This is a genomic window from Micromonospora sp. LZ34, from assembly GCF_052981855.1.
Genome location: NZ_JBRIQN010000003.1, coordinates 1 through 17,312, shown reverse-complemented (window position 1 = coordinate 17,312; position 17,312 = coordinate 1). Strand labels below are relative to the sequence as shown.

The following is a 17,312-nucleotide window of genomic DNA, read 5'->3' as shown; positions in this document are numbered from 1 at the left end:
GCCTATGGCCTGTGCGCGGGAGGAGGGGTGGCCGTGACCGGATGGGAGCCGGCCACCGAGGCCGAGGCCGCGTTGCGGGACGCGTTGCGCGCCAGTGACCAGCAGCGATACTTCCGGATCCTGGCCCGCACCGACCTGCTGCTGCCGGTGCCCGCGCCGGCGCAGGCCGGGCAGGCTTCGGGCTGGGGCACCTGGACCACAGCCGGCCGCACTCACGTGCTGGCCTTCACCTCCGCCGCGGCCATGCGCGCCTGCCTCGGCGAACACGCCGGCGCCAGCCGGCTCACCAGCTACGCCGACCTGGCCGGCGGCTGGCCCAACCACGAGTGGTGGCTGGCCGTCAACCCCGGCCTGCCGATCGAGGGCTACCTACCGGCCTGGTACGTCTCGCAGCTCTCCCGGGGCGACGTCCGGCTGCCCGGCCGCACCATGGGGGCCCGCGCCCGACTGGAGCGCGCGGAGACGGTCGCCCGGGTGCGGGCCGCCGGCCCGGAGAATCCCGGCTCCGGTGCCCCGCCGCCCGCCGCCCGCCCGCCGGCTCCCGGCAACGGCGCCCCGCTCCACCCCGAGGCGCCCACCGTGCCACTGCCGCCGCGGGTGGCGGCCCCCGCCGGCCCGGTCGGGGCGGCGCCGGACCGCCGTTCGGTCGAGTCGCTCCGCCCGTCCCTCCCGCCGCCGTACCCGGCCGATCCGGCCCGGCGGGACGCCGACGACCCCGGGCGGGCCGACGACGCCGCCCCTTCGGCGTTCCCGCCGTCCGGCGCGGACGACCCGGCTGCCCGCTCCCGCCCGGGCGTCCCACCGCCCGGGCCGGTGTCCGAGCCCGGTCGGCCCGCGCCGCCGGCGAACGGTCGGCCCACCGGGGACGCTCCCGCCCGACCCCGCCCACGCTCCTTCTTCGAACCGGCGTCCGGTCGCGGCTCGGCCTACCGGGACGACCCCGTCCGCCCCACTGACCGGACATTGCCACCGTCGCGCTTCGCGCGGGGCAGCCAGCCGTTCCCGCGCCGCCGTCCGGCCGGCGAGCCGGTCCCCGAGGGGCCGACCGTGGCGCTTCCGACCACTCCGCCGCAGACCCCGCCCGGTCCGCCGCGCGGCGGCGGGTCGGCGCAGTGGCCGCCGCCCCCGGAGGAGGTCACCCGGGCCATCCCGGTCCCGACCGAACGCGCGTACCCGGGTCCGCCGCCGGACGAGGAGACCACGCAGGCCCTGCCGCGGCGCCGACCCGCCCCGGCACCGGCCGACCCGGTGGACGACCTGCCCTTGGTCGCCGAGCCGGTCTCCGGGCCGCCGCTGTCGCGGCGTGGGTTCACGCCGATCGTCATCGAGGGCACCATCGTCGAGTCCCGCGACCTCGATGAGCCGCCCGACGCCGGCGCGCCCGTCTCGGGGCCAACCGGACCCGACAGTGCCGGCGCGCCCCTTCCCGGGTCGCCCGACGCCCGACCGGCGGGGCCGCCCGCCGCCGAGCGCGCCGTACCGCCCGCCTGGTCGGCGGAGACACCCGCCGCCGGATCGACCAGGACGCCGGCCTGGTCCGCGGAGGCGGCCGATGCCGAGCCGGCCGGACCGCCCGCCTGGTCGGCGGAGACACCCGCCGCCGGATCGGCCACGACGCCGGCCTGGTCCGCGGAGGCGGCCGATGCCGGGCTGGCTGGACCGCCTGCCTGGTCGGCGGAGGCGGCCGACGCCGAGCCGGCTGGACCGCCGGCATGGTCGGCGAACGGAGCCGAAGCCGGTGGCGGGTCGCAGCCGAGGCCGATGGCGGAGCCGTCGGAGCCGGCCGGCGGGACCGGGCCTGAGTGGGCCGGCGGCGATCAGCCGCGACCGGCCGTCTCGTCGGCGTCGACCGACCAGCAGGCCGCTGGTTGGGTTCCGGCCCAGCCGGCGTCGACCGACCAGCGGGCCGCTGGTTGGCTTCCGAGCCCGTCCGCGTCGACCGACCAGCAGGCCGCTGGTGGGGTTCCGGCCCAGCCGGCGTCGACCGCCCAGCGGGTCGCTGGATGGCTTCCGACCCGGTCGGAGTCCACCGAGCAGCAGGCCGGCCCAACGTCCTCGGCCGACCAGCCCGAGTCCGGGTGGATCCCGGCGCAGCCGGCGGCGGCCGACCGGTCCGGCGCCGCGTGGCTCGCCTCGCCGGAGGCGGCTGGAGCGCCCCGGGCCGGGACCGCGCCCGAGGCCCCTGGGGCAGGGCCGGCGCAAGCCGCCGCCCCGGCCGCGGAGAACGCGCCCGATCTCGCGGACACCGGGCCGCTGTGGACGGTGCCCGGCTCCGAGGCCGGCCCGCACACCGGCGGCACCCGGGCCGCCGCCCCACAGCCCGCCGGCCCCGACGCCGGCGCGCACTCCGCCAGGCCCGATGTCGGCCGGCCGGGCGAGCCCGCCACGGCACCAGCCGCCGGGCCGGCCCGGGCCGAGTTCGAGCCGGCGAACGCGGTCGAGGAGGACCTGCTCGACGCGGCCGGGGCGGGCAGCACCGACACCTTCCTCTCCACGCTGCTGCTGGCCCGGGTGCTGCTGCCGGTGTCGCCCGAGTCGGTGCCGGGCAGCCGGCCCGGCGAGCCCGGCTTCGTCTGGCGTACAGAGGAGCTGGACGGGGAGACCTTCGTCGTGGTCTACACCTCGCCGGAGCGGCTCGCCGACCACACTGACGCGTCGGTCGAGACGGTGCGGGTCCGGTTCGTCCAGCTGATCCGGCGCTGGCCGGACGAGGCGTGGTCGTTCGCGGTGAACCCGGGCACCCCGGTCGGCGCCAAGCTGCCCGGCGAGCAGATCGTCGGGCTGGCCAACTGGGCCGCCGAGGTGGGCCTCGGCGACGACGAGAGCGAACCCGAGGCGCCGCAGGCCCCGCCGCCCGCCGAGCGCACCCGGTACACCCCACCGGCCGCCGACCCGGCGCGTCCGGTCGTGATGCAGAAGGCCGTCGCCCCCAGCCAGCTCGCGTACTACCTGGAGCGCGGCTACGACCGCGTCTCCGGGTTCGTGCACCGGGCCGGCGAGCTGGCCCACCTGACCACCCCGGCCCAGCTGTTCGAGGCCCTCGGCCTGGGCTATCCCGACTCGCCGTTCGCGCGGGAGGCCGACGAGATCTACGTGCTGCGCTGGCCGGCGCACCGGCCCAGCCTCTACCGGATCCCCTACGGCGGGCAGAACGAGGCCGCCATGCGGGCCATGGAGGGCTGGGTCATCGAGCGGCCGCCCTTCCGGGGCAACGGCTTCGCCCCCGGGGAGAGCAGCGACGTGGTGGCGGAGTTCAAGGTGGACAGCGCCCGGCTGCCGCACGGCGCGCAGCTGTGGCGGATCGGTGCGGACGGCACCGAGCGGATGGTCGCCGTGCTCGACACCGACGCGCTGCTCTGGCGACAGGTCGGTGCGCCGTGATCCGGGACGGCTACGTGGCCCGGTGGCGGGGGCGGGAGTACCAGGCCAGCCCGGACGGCGACGACGTCCGGCTCTACCAGCCGGAACCGGGTGAGGGCTTCGAGGAGGTACGCCCCGGCCGGTACGTGCGGGTGGTCCCGGCGACCGAGGTGGCGGACGTGGCGTACGTGCGGACCACCTGCACCTGGCAGGGCCAGCCGTTCATCGTGCTCGGCGAGCACGACGGCTGGCTGCGGGTCGAGTACACCGGCGGGCGCTGGCCGGTCGCCAGGGCGATGGGCCTGGAGGTGTTCGACTTCGGCGTGTACCAGGGCTGGGCGCCCGCCGCCGAGGTCGCCGACCTGCGCGAGCAGCGGGTCTGAGTCAGGACTTCGCCCAGCGCAGGATCTCGCCGAGCACCACGTCCCGGGCCTCCACGTGCGGGAAGTGCCCCACGTCATCGAGCAGCCGCCACTCGTACGGCGCGACCACGTACCGGCCGGAGCCCTGTGCGGTGCGCGGCAGCGACGCCCGGTCGAGCGCGCCGTGCAGTTGCAGGGTCGGGGTGATCAGCGGCTTCTGCATCAACCGGACGAACCGGTAGCCGTGCAGGCGGAGCACCGAGCGGAACGCCCAGCGGTAGCCCTCCAGCGCGCAGAAGGCGGCCTGCGGGATCCGCATCGCCTCCCGGCACCGCTGGGCGTACGCCGCGAAGTCCGGCCCGGACACCCACCGTGGCCCGCCCCAGCGGCGCAGCATCTCCTCCACCGCCGCCGCGCCGTCCCGGGTGAGCAGGTGCTCGTAGCGGGGCAACTGGAACTTCAGGGCGGGTGTGGAGGCGGCGAACTGCCCGCGCGGGTCGGCGAAGATGGCGGCCCGCAGCCGCAGCGGATGCGGTGCGCCGAGCACCACCAGCCGCCGGACCAGGCCCGGGTGGAACGACGCCACGGTCCACCCGATCAGGCCGCCGGCGCCGGCGCCGACCACGGTGGTCGAGCGTTCGCCGAGCGCGCGGATCAGCCCGGCGATGTCGGCGGCCAGTGTGTAGCCGTCGTACCCCCGGGGTGGCTTGTCGCTGGCGCCGTAGCCGCGCAGGTCGACGGCGACGGCGCGGAACCCGGCGTCGGCGACCGCCGGCAGCATCTCGTGCCAGGCCCACCAGTGCTCGGGGAAGCCGTGCAGGAAGAGCACCATCGGCCCGGCGCCGGCCTCCACGACGTGGAACCGGCTGCCGTTCGCCCCGACGAACCGGTGCGTCCACGGCCCTTCGGTGAGGACGCAGGACTCGTCGACGGGCCCGTCGTGCTGCTCGGTCATGGCAGACAGCCTAGGACCCCGGTGCCGGCCGGCCCGTCCGCCGGCCCGGCGGGTGGCCGGGATCGCTCGTCCCGGGTCAGGCCACCGGGCTGATCGTGACGATGCTGGCCGGGGTGCCGGGGCCGCAGTCGGCCGTCGGGTCGGCGGGGCCGATGGTGACCCGGACCCAACTGCCGGTGGCGAAGGTGCCCTTGCCGACGCCGTGCAGCGCGTACTCCCGGCCGTCGTCGGTGACCAGGCCGTAGCAGGGCCCGGCGCCGCCCCGGGTGATCCGGCCGGCCACGATGTTCGCCTTGCGCAGGTCGGTGGGCTCGCTGGGCGGCGCGGTCGGCGGGCCCATGGTGGGCGGCCGGGTCGACGAGAGCGGTGGCTCGCCGCGCCCGGAGGGCGCCGCGGCGGTGGGACCGGTGGGCGACGTCGGTTCGGGCCCCGAGCCGCTGGCGGACGGCGTGGGTTCGGTGGGCACGTTGGCCTCCTCCTGGAAGCCGGCGCAGCCGGTCAGGGCGAGGGCGGCGGCCAGGCTCGCGACGGTGGTACGGGTTGCACGGCGCACGAAGGATCGGACGCGCTGGCGGAGCTGCGGGTTCCCGCCGTGGCGTGCCCCGAAACCGCGGCCGGAAAAGGGCGATGCCCGGGCAGGTGACCTGCCCGGGCATCGCGGGGTGGTGCCGATCAGCGGATCAGGAGAAGCGGACCTTCACCGAGGTGCCGTCCTGCTCCAGAACGCGGATCTTCGTGCCGGTGGCCGGGAGCTTGACGCCGTGGTTCGGCAGCTCCGCGTACCAGTACTTCTGGGTGTCGTCGAACAGCGGCTGCGCGGCCTGGCCACGGATGTACTGCGGCTGGCTGTTGAGGTGCAGCGTGAACGAGTCGGCCTTCTTCAGGCTGAACGGCGCGTCGTAGACCTGGATGCGGGCCCGCCAGGGCTGCCCCGTCAGGTTGTAGATCGGCCGCGGGTGCGCGTCGATGTACAGGTTGCGACCCTCACCCGGGTGCGCGAACGTGTCGTTGTCCGCCCACCGGGTGTTCCAGTAGGAGATCAGCAGACCCTCCTGGTACGCGTAGTGGTCCACGTAGTCCGGGCGGGTGTTCGCGTAGCCGAAGAAGTACGGACCGGTCTTGAGGTACTTGTCGTACGAGACGTAGGACCGGTTGCCGACGATGTAGAAGTTGTCGAAGAGCCGGGTGTAGGTCTCCTCGACGATGCTCCAGCCGTTGAGGGCCCAGTCGCCCGCGCCGGCCTCGGCCCCGTCGGAGAGGACCGTCTGCCCGTCGGCGGTCACGGTGATGGCGTCACCGTAGAAGCCGCCCTCGGACACACCACCGTCGGTCTGGTAGCGCAGCCGGAACTGCGCGACCTTGCCCGCCGCCACGTCGAGCGGGATGTTGATGTCGACCCACTCGCCGTTGCTGCTGCCGTCTAGGGCCGGACGTCCGGGCGAGATCTCCGGGAGCGGCTGGCCGTCGACCGTGCCGTTCAGCGGCGTCCAGGTCTGGCCGTCGTCGGTCGACACCTCGAAGAACAGGTAGTCGAACCCGGCCTCGATCTGGTAGCGGCCCTTCATCGTCAACGTCGCCGACGACTTCCCGGTCAGGTCCAGCGTCCGGGTCATCGCGTTGTTGAGGTCGTCCTCGTTGCCCGAGAAGAACTGCTTGGTGCCCTCGAACGGCGCGCCGTTGTTGAAGGTGTACTCACGCTGCGGCAGCACCACCACGGCGCCCTGCGGCTTGTCGGAGTTGTACTCCTGCGGGCCGAGGGTCATGGTGCGCTTCTGGCCCGCGACGAGGACCTCGTAGTCGAGCCAGCCGAGCTGGAGCTTGTTCCAGGCGCCCAGGTCGCCACCGCGCTCGCCGATGCCGCCGTCGTTCTTGCCACCGAGCCGGCTCTGGGCCATCAGGGTCCAGTGCTCGTTGTTGTTGTCCCCACCGCTGAGCACGTTGTAGTCGTCCGGCAGACCGAGGTCGTGCCCGTACTCGTGGTAGAAGACGCTCCGGCCGCCGTTCTCCGGCTGGATGGTGTAGTCACCGATCCAGATGCCGGTGCTGCCGATCTGGGTGCCACCGGCCGGGAAGTTGGCCGGACCGGTCGAGCCCTGGTCGGAGACGTAGGCGTACCAGCGGTGGCTCCAGATGGCGTCCTCACCCTGGTACGGGTCACCGTCGGCCTCGTCGCCGCCGGAGTGGACGATCTGGAAGTGGTCGATGTAGCCGTCCGACTCGTTGAAGTTGCCGTCCGAGTCGTGGTCGTACCGGTCCCACTGGTCCATCGCCTTGACTTCCGCGGCGATCTCGGCGTCGCTGCGGCCGGCGGCCTTCTGGTCGGCCACCCACTGGTTGGCGGCGTCGCGGACCAGCGCCCAGGTGTTGGTGCAGACGTTGTCGTCGCACGGGAAGCCGCCGGAGCGGCCGTAGCGGGCCTCGTTGTAGCGGACCTTGACCCAGTCCGTCACCGTGCCCTCGACGCTGTAGCGACCCGAGGACTGGGCCTCGTAGTACTGCTTCAGCGACTCGTCACCGGGCGCGGTGCCGAAGTAGAGCTTGCGGTAGTGGTCCGCGTTGTAGTCCGCCTGCCAGACGGTGGAGTTGTCCACCGCGCGGTTGGGGGCCGGGATCTCGTTGTGCAGCGGCCCGTCGAACCGGGTCGGACCCGGCGTGCCCGGGTCGGTGTCCTGGTCCGGGTAGTTCGGGTGCCGCTCGTTGCCGAACTCGGCCAGGATCACGAAGATCCGGTCGGTCCGCTCGCGGGAGAGCTCGACGTACTGGTCCTCGGTCTGGGCGGTGCCGGACCCGGCGGTGCGGGCGGTAGCCCCCTCCGCCTGGGTCTTGCCGACCTTGACCACCGTGCTGCCGTTGATCCGCTGTGCCTTGGCCTTGCCGGTGAGGACCTCGCTCAGGCCCTCCTGGCGCAGGGCGCGACGCTTGTCCTCGAGCGGGTTCGGCAGGTCGTGGTCGACATGGGCGGGCTCGGCAACCGACGGAGCGGCCGTCGGCAGTTTCGGCTGCGGCGCGGCGCTGGCGGATGTGGTGAACGCCAGTCCCGACGCTGTCAGCCCAAGCCCGAGCAGACCCACTGCGACTTTGCGCACGTGGTACCTCCGGTGTGAGGGAACCGGCCCTACGGGGGTATGGGCCGGTGGAAATCGATCCCACTAGTGGGACCAATGGTGAACATAGACACTGGTGGGACCGGTGGGAAGATGCGTACGTCGATTTGTTGCAAGATTTTGTTGGGAATGCTTTTCACTGTCACACCCCGGATCTTCATCAACCATGGTGAGCTGGGGGAATGGATGGCGAAGAGTGTCAAGTGAGACCTTTCGATCAATTTGTTTGCGTACGCAAAAAAGGGGCCGGTGGCGTCGCCGCCACCGGCCCCACAGGTAACGCTGTTGTCAGTTGCTGACCTTGACCACCATGTCGTCGGTCGGGTTGGTGCTCTGCTGGACGATCTCGATGCGGGTGCCGCTGCCGGCCACCTTCACCGAGTTCCACGGGTTGCTCGCCGTCCAGTACTTGTTCGGCCCGCTGTCGCTGAACACCGGGTTCGGGTCCAGCGCCGGGACGGTCACCGGCACCCCGTTTACGTGGAACGTCTGGGCCGGCTTGCCGAACTTGCTGAAGGTGGCGTCGTAACCGTTACGCCGGTTGGTGATGCCGCCCTGGCCCACCTTGATCTGGCCCGGCCGCACGTCCACCGGGAGGTTCAGGCCGAAGCCCGGGTGCTCCGAGGTGTTGTTGTCGCCGTACGCGTAGTTGACGTACCAGACCAGCATGCCGGGGTGGTTCGAGAACCGCTCCACCCAGTTCGGCCGGGTGTTGGTGAACCCGTAGTTGTACCCGCCGGTGCGCAGGGTGTCGTCGTACCCGACGTAGCTGCGGTTCTCCGCGATGTAGAACCGCGGGTAGGTGTCGGTGACCGAGCCGGTCATCCGGGTGAAGCCCTTCGCGGTCCACTCCGCGGCCAGCGTCTCGGCGTCGTCGGTCCACACGGTGGCGCCGTCGGCGACCAGCGAGACGTTGTCCAGGAACGCGCCGGCGAGGTGCACGCCGCCGTCGGTCTGGTAGCGGTAGCGGAACTGCACGGTCTGCCCGGCGTACGCGGACAGGTCGTAGCTGAGGTCCACCCAGTTGCCGCTGGTGGAGCCGTCGACCCCGGTCTCCCCGGCGTCGATCGACGAGTTGCCCAGCGGGGTCCAGCTGGCGCCACCGTTGGCGGACACCTCGGCGTAGAGGTAGTCGTAGTCCTCTTCGATGTCGTACCAGGCCTTCGCGGTGATCGACGCGGCGGTCTTACCGGTCAGGTCCAGCTGACGGGTCAGCGTGGTGTTCAGGTCGTCGGCGCTGCCGCCCCACCACTCGTACGACCCGCCGAACGGCGTGTTGTAGCTCGTGGTCTGGGTCTGCGCGGGCAGGTTGACCACGACCGCCTGGGCCTTCGGCCCGTCGCTGTCACCGGCCGGCCCGAGCGTCACCTGGGTGGTGCCGCTGTCCTCCTCGACCACCGAGTAGTTCAGCCAGCCGAGGAAGAGCTTCGACCACGGGTCCATGTAGCCCGGGGTCGACCCGATGTCGTCGGTGCCGTGGCTCAGCCACGAACCCGAGGACATCAGGCTCCAGAAGCCGACGCCGTTGTCGCCACCGGCGGTGTCGTAGAGGTCCGGCAGACCGAGGTCGTGGCCGTACTCGTGGGCGAACACGCCCAGCCCGCCGTTCTCCGGCTCCGTGGTGTAGTCCCGGATCCAGATGCCGGTGTCGCCGATCTGCACACCACCGGCCTTGTTGTCCGCCGGGCCGGCGCTGCCGGCGAGGTTCGGGAACGCGGCCCAGCGGTGCGACCAGATGGCGTCCTCGCCCTGGGCGCCGCCGCCGGCCTCCTCACCCTCGCCCGCGTGCACCGCCTGGAAGTGGTCGATGTAGCCGTCGGCCTCGTTGAAGTCGCCGTCACCGTCGAAGTCGTACCGGTCCCAGATGTCGAACTGGGTCAGGTACTGCTTGATCTCCGCGGTGGTCTTGCCGGCGGCGACCTGCGACTCGTACCAGGCGGTGGCGCTGTCCTTGACGAAGTTCCAGTAGCCGTCCGCCTCGGAGATGGCGTTGCTGCCGTACCGGGCCTCGTTGTAGGGCACCTGCACCCAGTCGGTGACGTCGCCGTTGACCGTGTAGCGGCCGCCGGACTGCTTCAGGTAGAAGTCCCGCATCGACTCGCCCGGACCGTAGAACATGTCCAGGTAGTGGGCCCGGTCGAAGTTCGGCCGCCACAGCGTGCTGTTGTCGTCGGTGGCGCCGCCGTCCCAGTTGCGGTCCGGCTCGGCGATCTGGTTGACCACCGGGCCGGCAGCTCCACCGGTCCGGGGGTCGATCTGGTCGCCGAAGTTGACCAGCATCGTGAAGATGGGGTCGGTCTTCGGCGCCTGCTGGTACTCGACGAACAGGTCGTCCTTGACCTGGATGACCTTCGAACCGTTGCGCGTCTGCAGCTTGGCCTTGCCGGAGAGCAGGTCGGCGATCGCCTGCTTCCGGACCTCCCGCCGCTGATCCGCCATCGGATCGGGGAGGTTGTCCTTGCCGTGCTTCGCCTTGTCGGAACCGGGGGTCGGGCCCGCGACCGGTGCGCCGGAGGCCGGCGCCGACACGACTCCCGCCGCCAGCAGCGCGGCCGCAGCGGTGGCCAGGCCGGCTGTGACTCGTCTCCTCAAAGGTCCTCCTCCTTTGTGGATCTGTTACATGACAGACTCGACCGTGGCCGTGACTGTCATGTGATGCGTCACTCACCCTGACAGAGGAGTAGCCCGTTGTCACGGGTCAATTGACGCCTCAGGCGACGATCTCCGGGCGACATGTCGGGACAAATACGTGCCAAAGCGTGTGGCCCATCAACTCGGGTTCACGTCACGGTTTGGCCACGATCACCCACAGTGACGGTGGTTATGAGGTCCCATGAGGAGAGCGCCGCCGGCTGGAAAAGTGTCACAGCGGGTTGCTCGAACAGCCGGACGCGGTAAGAACCGGCCGGAACGAGCGGGGCCCGTCCGGAGCGTGGTGCTCCGGACGGGCCCCTTGGTGCCCCGTCGCCGGGATCGCTCGGGTCAGTTCGTCGCCGGTGTGACGTACACGGTGGCGTACGAGTTGTCCTTCGCGGTCTGCTTGATGGTGATCGAGACGCCGTAGCTCACGCCCTGGTCACCCGGGTTGCCGGTGCCCAGCACGATGACGCCGCCGCCCAGGGTCGCCCCGTAGTACGCCGGAGCCGGCGTGCCGTCGGGGTTGGTGACCCGGGTGGTGTACCGCTCATTCCCCTTCGACGGGACGACCACCGAGGCGTCGCTGTCCCGGGCGTACGCCGCGCCGTCCCGGATCTCGATGCCCGGGTACCAGCCCTTGGCGTCGCTGAAGCCCGGCACCGCCGGCTGCGCCGGGAAGTTGGTGCAGTACTCGCTGTACGGCTCGTCCGCCGCCTCCAGGCACTCCTTGAAGGAGTACGTGGGCTTGAGCGAGAAGGCCGCGTTCGCGGACTGCGGCCGGCTGGGCAGGTTGTCCAGCACCGACGGGTCCTTGACGGCCGCCTCACCCGTGCGGCGGTACGGGTCGAAGTGCGAGTCCACGATCAGCAGCCCGCCCTTGGCGCCGTAGCTGGGCAGCGCGGTCAACTGCGCGGTGACGTGGTTGACGTCGCCGAGCGCGGTGTCCCGGTACCAGACCAGCATGCCCGGGGCGTTGTACGACAACTTGTCGACCTTCCACGCCTCGTGCGAGTACACGGTGTCGTAGGCGTACTTCAGGCCGTTGTCGAAGCCGTCGAAGTTGCGCCACTCGGCCAGGTAGTAGTGCGCCTGGGTGGAGGTGCCGCCGTCGATCCGCCAGCCCGGGCCGGTGGTGTCGACGAAGGTGCCGCCGGTCGCGGTCCAGCCGCTGGTCCCGCTCTCGACGTCGTCGCTCCAGGTGGTGGTGCCACCGCCGGTCACCGAGAAGTCGTCGGCGAACCAGCCGCGCTCCACGAACGCCTCGTCGGTGGCGTAGCGGAGCCGGAGCTGCACGGTCTGCCCGGCGTACGCCGACAGGTCGACGTAGTCGTGCCGCCAGCCGTGGGTGTCACCGGTGAGGCCGTACTTCTTGTTGCCGAAGTCGACCATCCGACCGTTCGGGTCGGCGTAGCCGTCGTCCGTGGTGACCAGCTTGCCGGTCGAGTCGTAGACCTTCTGCTCGGCCCAGGTGGCGCCGCCGTCGGTCGAGATCTCGACGAAGCCGTAGTCCCAGTCCGCCTCGATGACGAAGTTGTTCCACATCCAGAACTTCGCGTCGGCCGCGGCCGGGACCGCCACCTGACGGGCGATCTTGACGTCCGCCCAGTCCTGGTCGGCGCCGGTGTACCACATGTTCGCCCCGCTGTGCGGCGTGGCCAACGTGATCACCTTGTTCGGCAGGTTGATCTTGATGCCGTCCTGGGTGCCGCGCGGCGTGCGCGAGGTCTGGCCCAGCTGCACGTCGCGGGGGGAGGCGCCGGGCGCGAGGGTCAGCGGGTCGGCCCAGCCGAGCACCCACTTGTCCCACAGGCCCATGTGCGTCGGCAGCGCCTGGAAGACCTCACCGGAGTGCGAGCCCGAGGCCATCAGGTCCCAGAAGTCGACGTCCGAGTCGGCGTTGCCGGAGGTGTCGTAGAGGTCCGGCAGGCCCAGGTCGTGCCCGAACTCGTGGGCGAAGACGCCGACGCCGGCGTCCTCCGGCTGCACGATGTAGTTCGACACCTGGAGGTTGGTGCCGGGGATCGTGTAGCCGCCGGCGATCGACGACGAGTGCGCCCACACCGCGTAGGTGCCCTCGGCGCCGCCGCCGCGCGACTTGCCCTGGCCGGCGTGCACCAGCACCAGGTGGTCGATCACGCCGTCCGGCTCGAAGACGTTGCCGTCACCGTCGCGGTCGCCCTGGTCCTCGATGTCGTAGTCGGCCCACGGGAAGTTCGGGTCCATCTTCGCGAGGGTGTCGATCGCGTCAGTGGCCAGCCGCCCCGCGCCCTGCGGGTTGTCCGGGTGGCCGTTCATCGACTGCTGGCGGCCGGCGACCCAGTTGCCGTTCTCGTCCTGGAAGCAGCGCGAGGCCGCGTACCAGCCCTCGGAGTGCGGCACCTTGATCCACGGGCTGGCCTGCCCGTCGACCGTGTACGCGCCCTTGGACATCTCCAGGTACATGTTGTGCATGGTCCGGCCGGCCAGGCTGACGCCCGGCTTGCCGTCCGGGCCGGTCAGGTCCGGGCGGACCCGCTCGGTGATGCCCTCCTTGGTGTAGAGCATCTTGTCGAAGTGCTGCGGCGAGAAGTCCGGCACCCACATCGAGTTGTTGTCCTCGTGCGGCAGGGTGGCCGGGTTCGGGATGTTGTTGTGCAGCGGCCCGTTCTGCACGGTGCCGAGGACACAGCTCCGGTCCTCGAAGACCGTCTTGGGGACCATGACGTCGGTGAAGTCGTCGTTGGCCTGCTCGTTGAACTCGACCAGCAGCGTCAGCAGCTTGGCCGTCTGGGTGCCCTTGGCCTGCTTGATCTGCCGCGGGTTCTTACCCGTCTTGATCGCCTCGGCCTCGGTCTTGGCGAGCTGCCTCGCGGTGACCGGGTTGCCCCGGGCGAACTTCCGGTCGTAGGCCCGTGCCTCGTCGACCGCCGGGGCGTACACACCGCCCTTGCCCTTGACCTCGCGACCGTCGGAGTCCGGCTGCACCGCGGGCTCGGCGTAGTTGATGTAGAACTCGTCGGCCCCGATGGTGGCCCGGGCGGGCCCCGACTCGGCTGCCGCCGCGCTGCCGGTCACGGTCAGTGACGTGGCGGCGAGGGCGAGGGCGGGCAGGGCGACGAGTAGGCGTCGCCGCGACCCGGGGTGGGGATTTCTGTTCATGCCGCTCCATTTCTCGGGCATGGGGGAGGATGGCGCCGGGCAGCCGGCATCGATGTGATGACCGTCGAAGCGTCCCGACCTGCGTGAACCTAAATCAGAAATAACGCGAATGACAGGGGTCGAACGCCGCCTGTGTCCGTTCAGCTTCTCCCGGGTCAGCCGACCGACCGATGTGACACCTCGTGGGCGGCCCGGTTCCTGCCCGTAAGACATGACGGAGGGTGGCGGTCCGCTCGGACCGCCACCCTCCGGGTCGTACGTCTGCCGTCAGTCCTCGTCGGACTTGCCGCCGCCCATGCCCGAGGCGATCAGTTCCATCACCGAGGAGTCCTGGAGCGTGGTGACGTCGCCCAGCGACCGGTGCTCCGCGACGTCCCGCAGCAGCCGGCGCATGATCTTGCCGGAGCGGGTCTTCGGCAGCTCGGGCACCAGCATGATCTGCCGCGGCTTGGCGATCGGGCCGAGCGTCTTCGCCACGTGGTTGCGCAGGTCGGCGATGAGCTGCTCGCCGGCCGCGCCGGCGGTGTCGGTGCTGCCGCGTGGGATGGCGAACGCGACGATCGCCTGCCCGGTGGTCGGATCGGTCGCGCCGACCACCGCGGCCTCGGCCACCGACGGGTGCGAGACCAGCGCCGACTCCACCTCGGTGGTGGAGATGTTGTGCCCGGAGACCAGCATCACGTCGTCCACCCGGCCGAGCAGCCAGATGTGCCCGTCGTCGTCCTTCTTCGCCCCGTCCCCCGCGAAGTACATGCCCTGGAACCGCGACCAGTACGTCTCGATGAACCGGTTGTCGTCACCCCAGATGGTGCGCAGCATGGACGGCCACGGCTCCCGCAGCACCAGGTAACCGCCACCGCCGTTGGGCACCGGCTGGCCCTGGTCGTCCACCACGTCGGCGACGATCCCCGGCAGCGGGGTCATCGCGCTGCCCGGCTTGGCGGCGGTCACCCCGGGCAGCGGGGAGATCATGATCGCGCCGGTCTCGGTCTGCCACCAGGTGTCCACGATGGGCAGCTGGCCCCGGCCGACGTGCTGCCGGTACCAGATCCACGCCTCCGGGTTGATCGGCTCGCCGACGCTGCCGAGCAGCCGCAGCGACGACAGGTCGAAGCCGGCCGGGATGTCCTCGCCCCACTTCATCATCGTGCGGATCAGCGTCGGCGCGGTGTAGAGGATGGTGACCTGGTACTTGTCGACGATCTCCCAGAACCGGCCCTTGTGCGGGGTGTCCGGGGTGCCCTCGTACATCACCTGGGTGGCGCCGTTGGAGAGCGGGCCGTACACGATGTAGGAGTGGCCGGTCACCCAGCCGATGTCGGCGGTGCACCAGTAGACGTCGGTCTCCGGCTTGAGGTCGAAGACCGCGTGCGTGGTGTACGACGTCTGGGTCAGGTAACCGCCGGTGGTGTGCAGGATGCCCTTCGGGCGGGCGGTGGTGCCGCTGGTGTAGAGGATGAAGAGCGGGTGCTCGGCGTCGAACGGCTGGGCGGTGTGCTCCACCGGGGCGGTCTCCACCGTCTCGTGCCACCAGTGGTCCTTGGCCGACCAGGCGACCTCCTCGCCGGTGCGGCGCACCACCAGCACGTGCTCGATCGACGGGCAGTTCGCCACCGCCTCGTCCACGGTCGGCTTCAGCGCCGACGGCTTGCCCCGCCGGAAGCCGCCGTCCGCGGTGATCACCACCTTGGCGGTGGCGTCCTGGATCCGGTTGGTCAGCGCGTCGGCCGAGAAGCCGCCGAAGACCACGCTGTGCGTGGCGCCGATCCGGGCGCAGGCCAGCATCGCGACCGCCGCCTCCGGGATCATCGGCAGGTAGATCGCCACCCGGTCGCCGGCGGTGACGCCGAGGTCGGTCAGCGCGTTCGCCGCCTGGCAGGTGAGCCGGTGCAGTTCGGCGTACGTGATGGTCCGGGTGTCGCCCGGCTCGCCCTCCCAGTGGATCGCGACCTTGTCGCCGCGACCCGCCTCGACGTGCCGGTCCAGGCAGTTGTACGCCACGTTGAGCTGCCCGCCGACGAACCACTTCGCGAACGGCGGATTCGACCAGTCCAGCACCTGGTCCCACTGCTTCGCCCAGGTCAGCCGCCCGGCCTGGCGCTCCCAGAAGGCCAGCCGGTCGGCTTCCGCCTCGGCGTACGCGTCCGCCTTGACGTTGGCGTCGGCGGCGAGTTCGGCCGGCGGCGGGAACTGGCGCGTCTCGTTCAGCAGATTGGCCAATGCCTCGCTCATGCCGTGCTCCCTCGTCGCTCGGGTGACCTGGGTCTCGTGGGGGAGAGGTTAGTCGGAGCTCCGGGGCCGAGGCGACCGGTCATCCGCCGGATCGCGCCGAGCGGCCCACGACGCGCGCCGGACGGCGCTCTCGGCCGCGGGGGAGGTCGGGATGGCCACGCGGCGGCATCGGGCAACCCGCGTCGATCACGACCATGTCCGGTGGCCGTCCGGGCCGGCGGTGGCCCGGATCGCGTTCGGGCCAGGTGCGGCTCGGGGCGGGCGGCCGGGTCGCTAGATCCTTGGCCGCCAGATTCTCGACGTTTGTGTCAAGTTTTTGAGCGGGCGTAACGTTGGGTTGCCCGCTCCACATTTTGCAGACATGGGTTCTGACCAGCCACTTTGGTGTGGCACAGCCGGTCGCCACGGCGGCCGGACATCGGCGCAGCGGGTGGCGGCGGCCGGCCAAGATCGGGCCGCAGGTCCCTGCGTGAGCTTGGCCCGAGGTAGGGCCACAGGTTGTTTGTCCGGCTCAACCGGCCTGCTCGGCGGTCCGAGGCGGAGCCTCTCTGGTGCGGTGGCCATTAACGTTCGCCGGGTTGTCGGGGTTGCGGAGATGTCGTAGGGGTGGTGTTGGCTGGGGTTTGTGCCTCGCCGTCGGGATCCTGCCGCGCCGCGGGTTGTGCATTGCACGGCTCGGGTGGGGTTGCGGGTGACGGCGGGGCAGCGGCGGCGGTGTTTCGGCCTGTTGCGCTCGGCGGGTGACGTGTGGGCGTGTGTGTTGGAGGTCAACGCGTGGCGGCGCCGCCGGCACGATGCACCGCTGGTCGGTTACCAGGAGTTGTGTCGGGAGTTGGCGGCGTCGGGGCCGGGCACGTTCGGCGAACCGGACACCACGGGCGCGCGGTCGGTGCTGCGCCGGTTTTCGAATGCGTGGTTCGCGGCCGCGAAACGCCGCGCCGGCGGTGACGTGTCGGCGCGGTTCCCGCGGCGGCGGCGGGGGCTGGTGCCGGTGCGTTGGTATCACGGCACGTTCACCATCGATGGGCGCCGGGTGCGGATTCCGACCACCAAAGGCGGCCCGGCGTTGTGGGTGCGGTTGGCGCGGGATGTGCCGTATCCGGTGGAGCAGGTCCGGTCGATCACCTTGTTGTGCGAGGGTGGGCGGCTGTTTCTCGACGTCACCGCCGAAGTCACCGTCGTCACCTACCCGCCGGGTGAGGAGCCGGATCCGGGTCGGGTGGCCGGGGTGGATCTGGGGATCATTCACCCGTACGCGGTGGCTGGCCCCGAGGGTGAGGGGCTGTTGGTGTCGGGGCGGGCGGTCCGCGCTGAGCATCGCATGCACCTGGCCGACACCAAGGCCCGCCGCCGAGCGGTGGCCCGCCGCGCCCCTAGGCCGGGTGAGAAGGGGTCACGTCGGTGGCGCACGTACCGCCGTCGTGCCCGGTTGGTGGAGGGCCGGCACCGGCGGCGGGTCCGCCAGGCCCAGCACGAGGCCGCCCGCACGGTCATCACCTGGGCCCAGCAGCAGCGGGTGGGTGT

The 17,312-nt window shown here is 71.5% G+C and carries 9 protein-coding genes; 3 read left to right on the top strand and 6 right to left on the bottom strand.

Going from position 1 to position 17,312, the window contains the following annotated elements; translation table 11 throughout:
• Window positions 1–33 precede the first annotated feature (33 nt).
• Window positions 34–3,381, top strand: a complete 3,348-nt coding sequence (locus tag ACVCAH_RS04390; RefSeq protein ID WP_447134730.1) for an SseB family protein — start codon at window positions 34–36, stop codon at window positions 3,379–3,381.
• Window positions 3,378–3,743, top strand: a complete 366-nt coding sequence (locus ACVCAH_RS04385) for a hypothetical protein (RefSeq protein ID WP_447134729.1) — start codon at window positions 3,378–3,380, stop codon at window positions 3,741–3,743. The genes ACVCAH_RS04390 and ACVCAH_RS04385 overlap by 4 nt, the downstream gene beginning before the upstream one ends.
• A 1-nt stretch (window position 3,744) precedes the next feature.
• Here ACVCAH_RS04385 and ACVCAH_RS04380 read toward each other — a convergent pair whose 3' ends face one another.
• From ACVCAH_RS04380 to acs, 6 genes are all read right to left on the bottom strand, one after another.
• A complete protein-coding gene (locus ACVCAH_RS04380; protein WP_447134728.1) occupies window positions 3,745–4,677 on the bottom strand; it encodes an alpha/beta fold hydrolase in 933 nt (310 codons plus the stop codon).
• 76 nt (window positions 4,678–4,753) lie between these two features.
• A complete protein-coding gene (locus tag ACVCAH_RS04375) occupies window positions 4,754–5,230 on the bottom strand; it encodes a hypothetical protein (RefSeq protein WP_447134727.1) in 477 nt (158 codons plus the stop codon).
• A gap of 127 nt (window positions 5,231–5,357) precedes the next feature.
• The gene (locus tag ACVCAH_RS04370) at window positions 5,358–7,748 is read right to left on the bottom strand and encodes an immune inhibitor A domain-containing protein (RefSeq protein ID WP_447135035.1); all 2,391 of its coding nucleotides are present in this window, start codon (window positions 7,746–7,748) and stop codon (window positions 5,358–5,360) included.
• Window positions 7,749–8,069: 321 nt separating this feature from the next.
• Window positions 8,070–10,373, bottom strand: coding sequence for an immune inhibitor A domain-containing protein (locus ACVCAH_RS04365; RefSeq protein ID WP_447134726.1), 2,304 nt, complete (start codon window positions 10,371–10,373; stop codon window positions 8,070–8,072).
• Between the two features lie 390 nt (window positions 10,374–10,763).
• A complete protein-coding gene (locus tag ACVCAH_RS04360; RefSeq protein WP_447134725.1) occupies window positions 10,764–13,556 on the bottom strand; it encodes an immune inhibitor A domain-containing protein in 2,793 nt (930 codons plus the stop codon).
• A gap of 267 nt (window positions 13,557–13,823) precedes the next feature.
• Window positions 13,824–15,788: an acetate--CoA ligase gene (gene acs, locus ACVCAH_RS04355; RefSeq protein WP_447134724.1), complete on the bottom strand. Its 1,965-nt coding sequence runs from the start codon at window positions 15,786–15,788 to the stop codon at window positions 13,824–13,826.
• A 757-nt stretch (window positions 15,789–16,545) separates the two neighbouring features.
• Between acs and ACVCAH_RS04350 the strand changes: the two genes are divergently transcribed.
• Window positions 16,546–17,312 (top strand): transposase (locus ACVCAH_RS04350; RefSeq protein WP_447134723.1); only part of this gene is annotated, 767 nt, incomplete at its 3' end.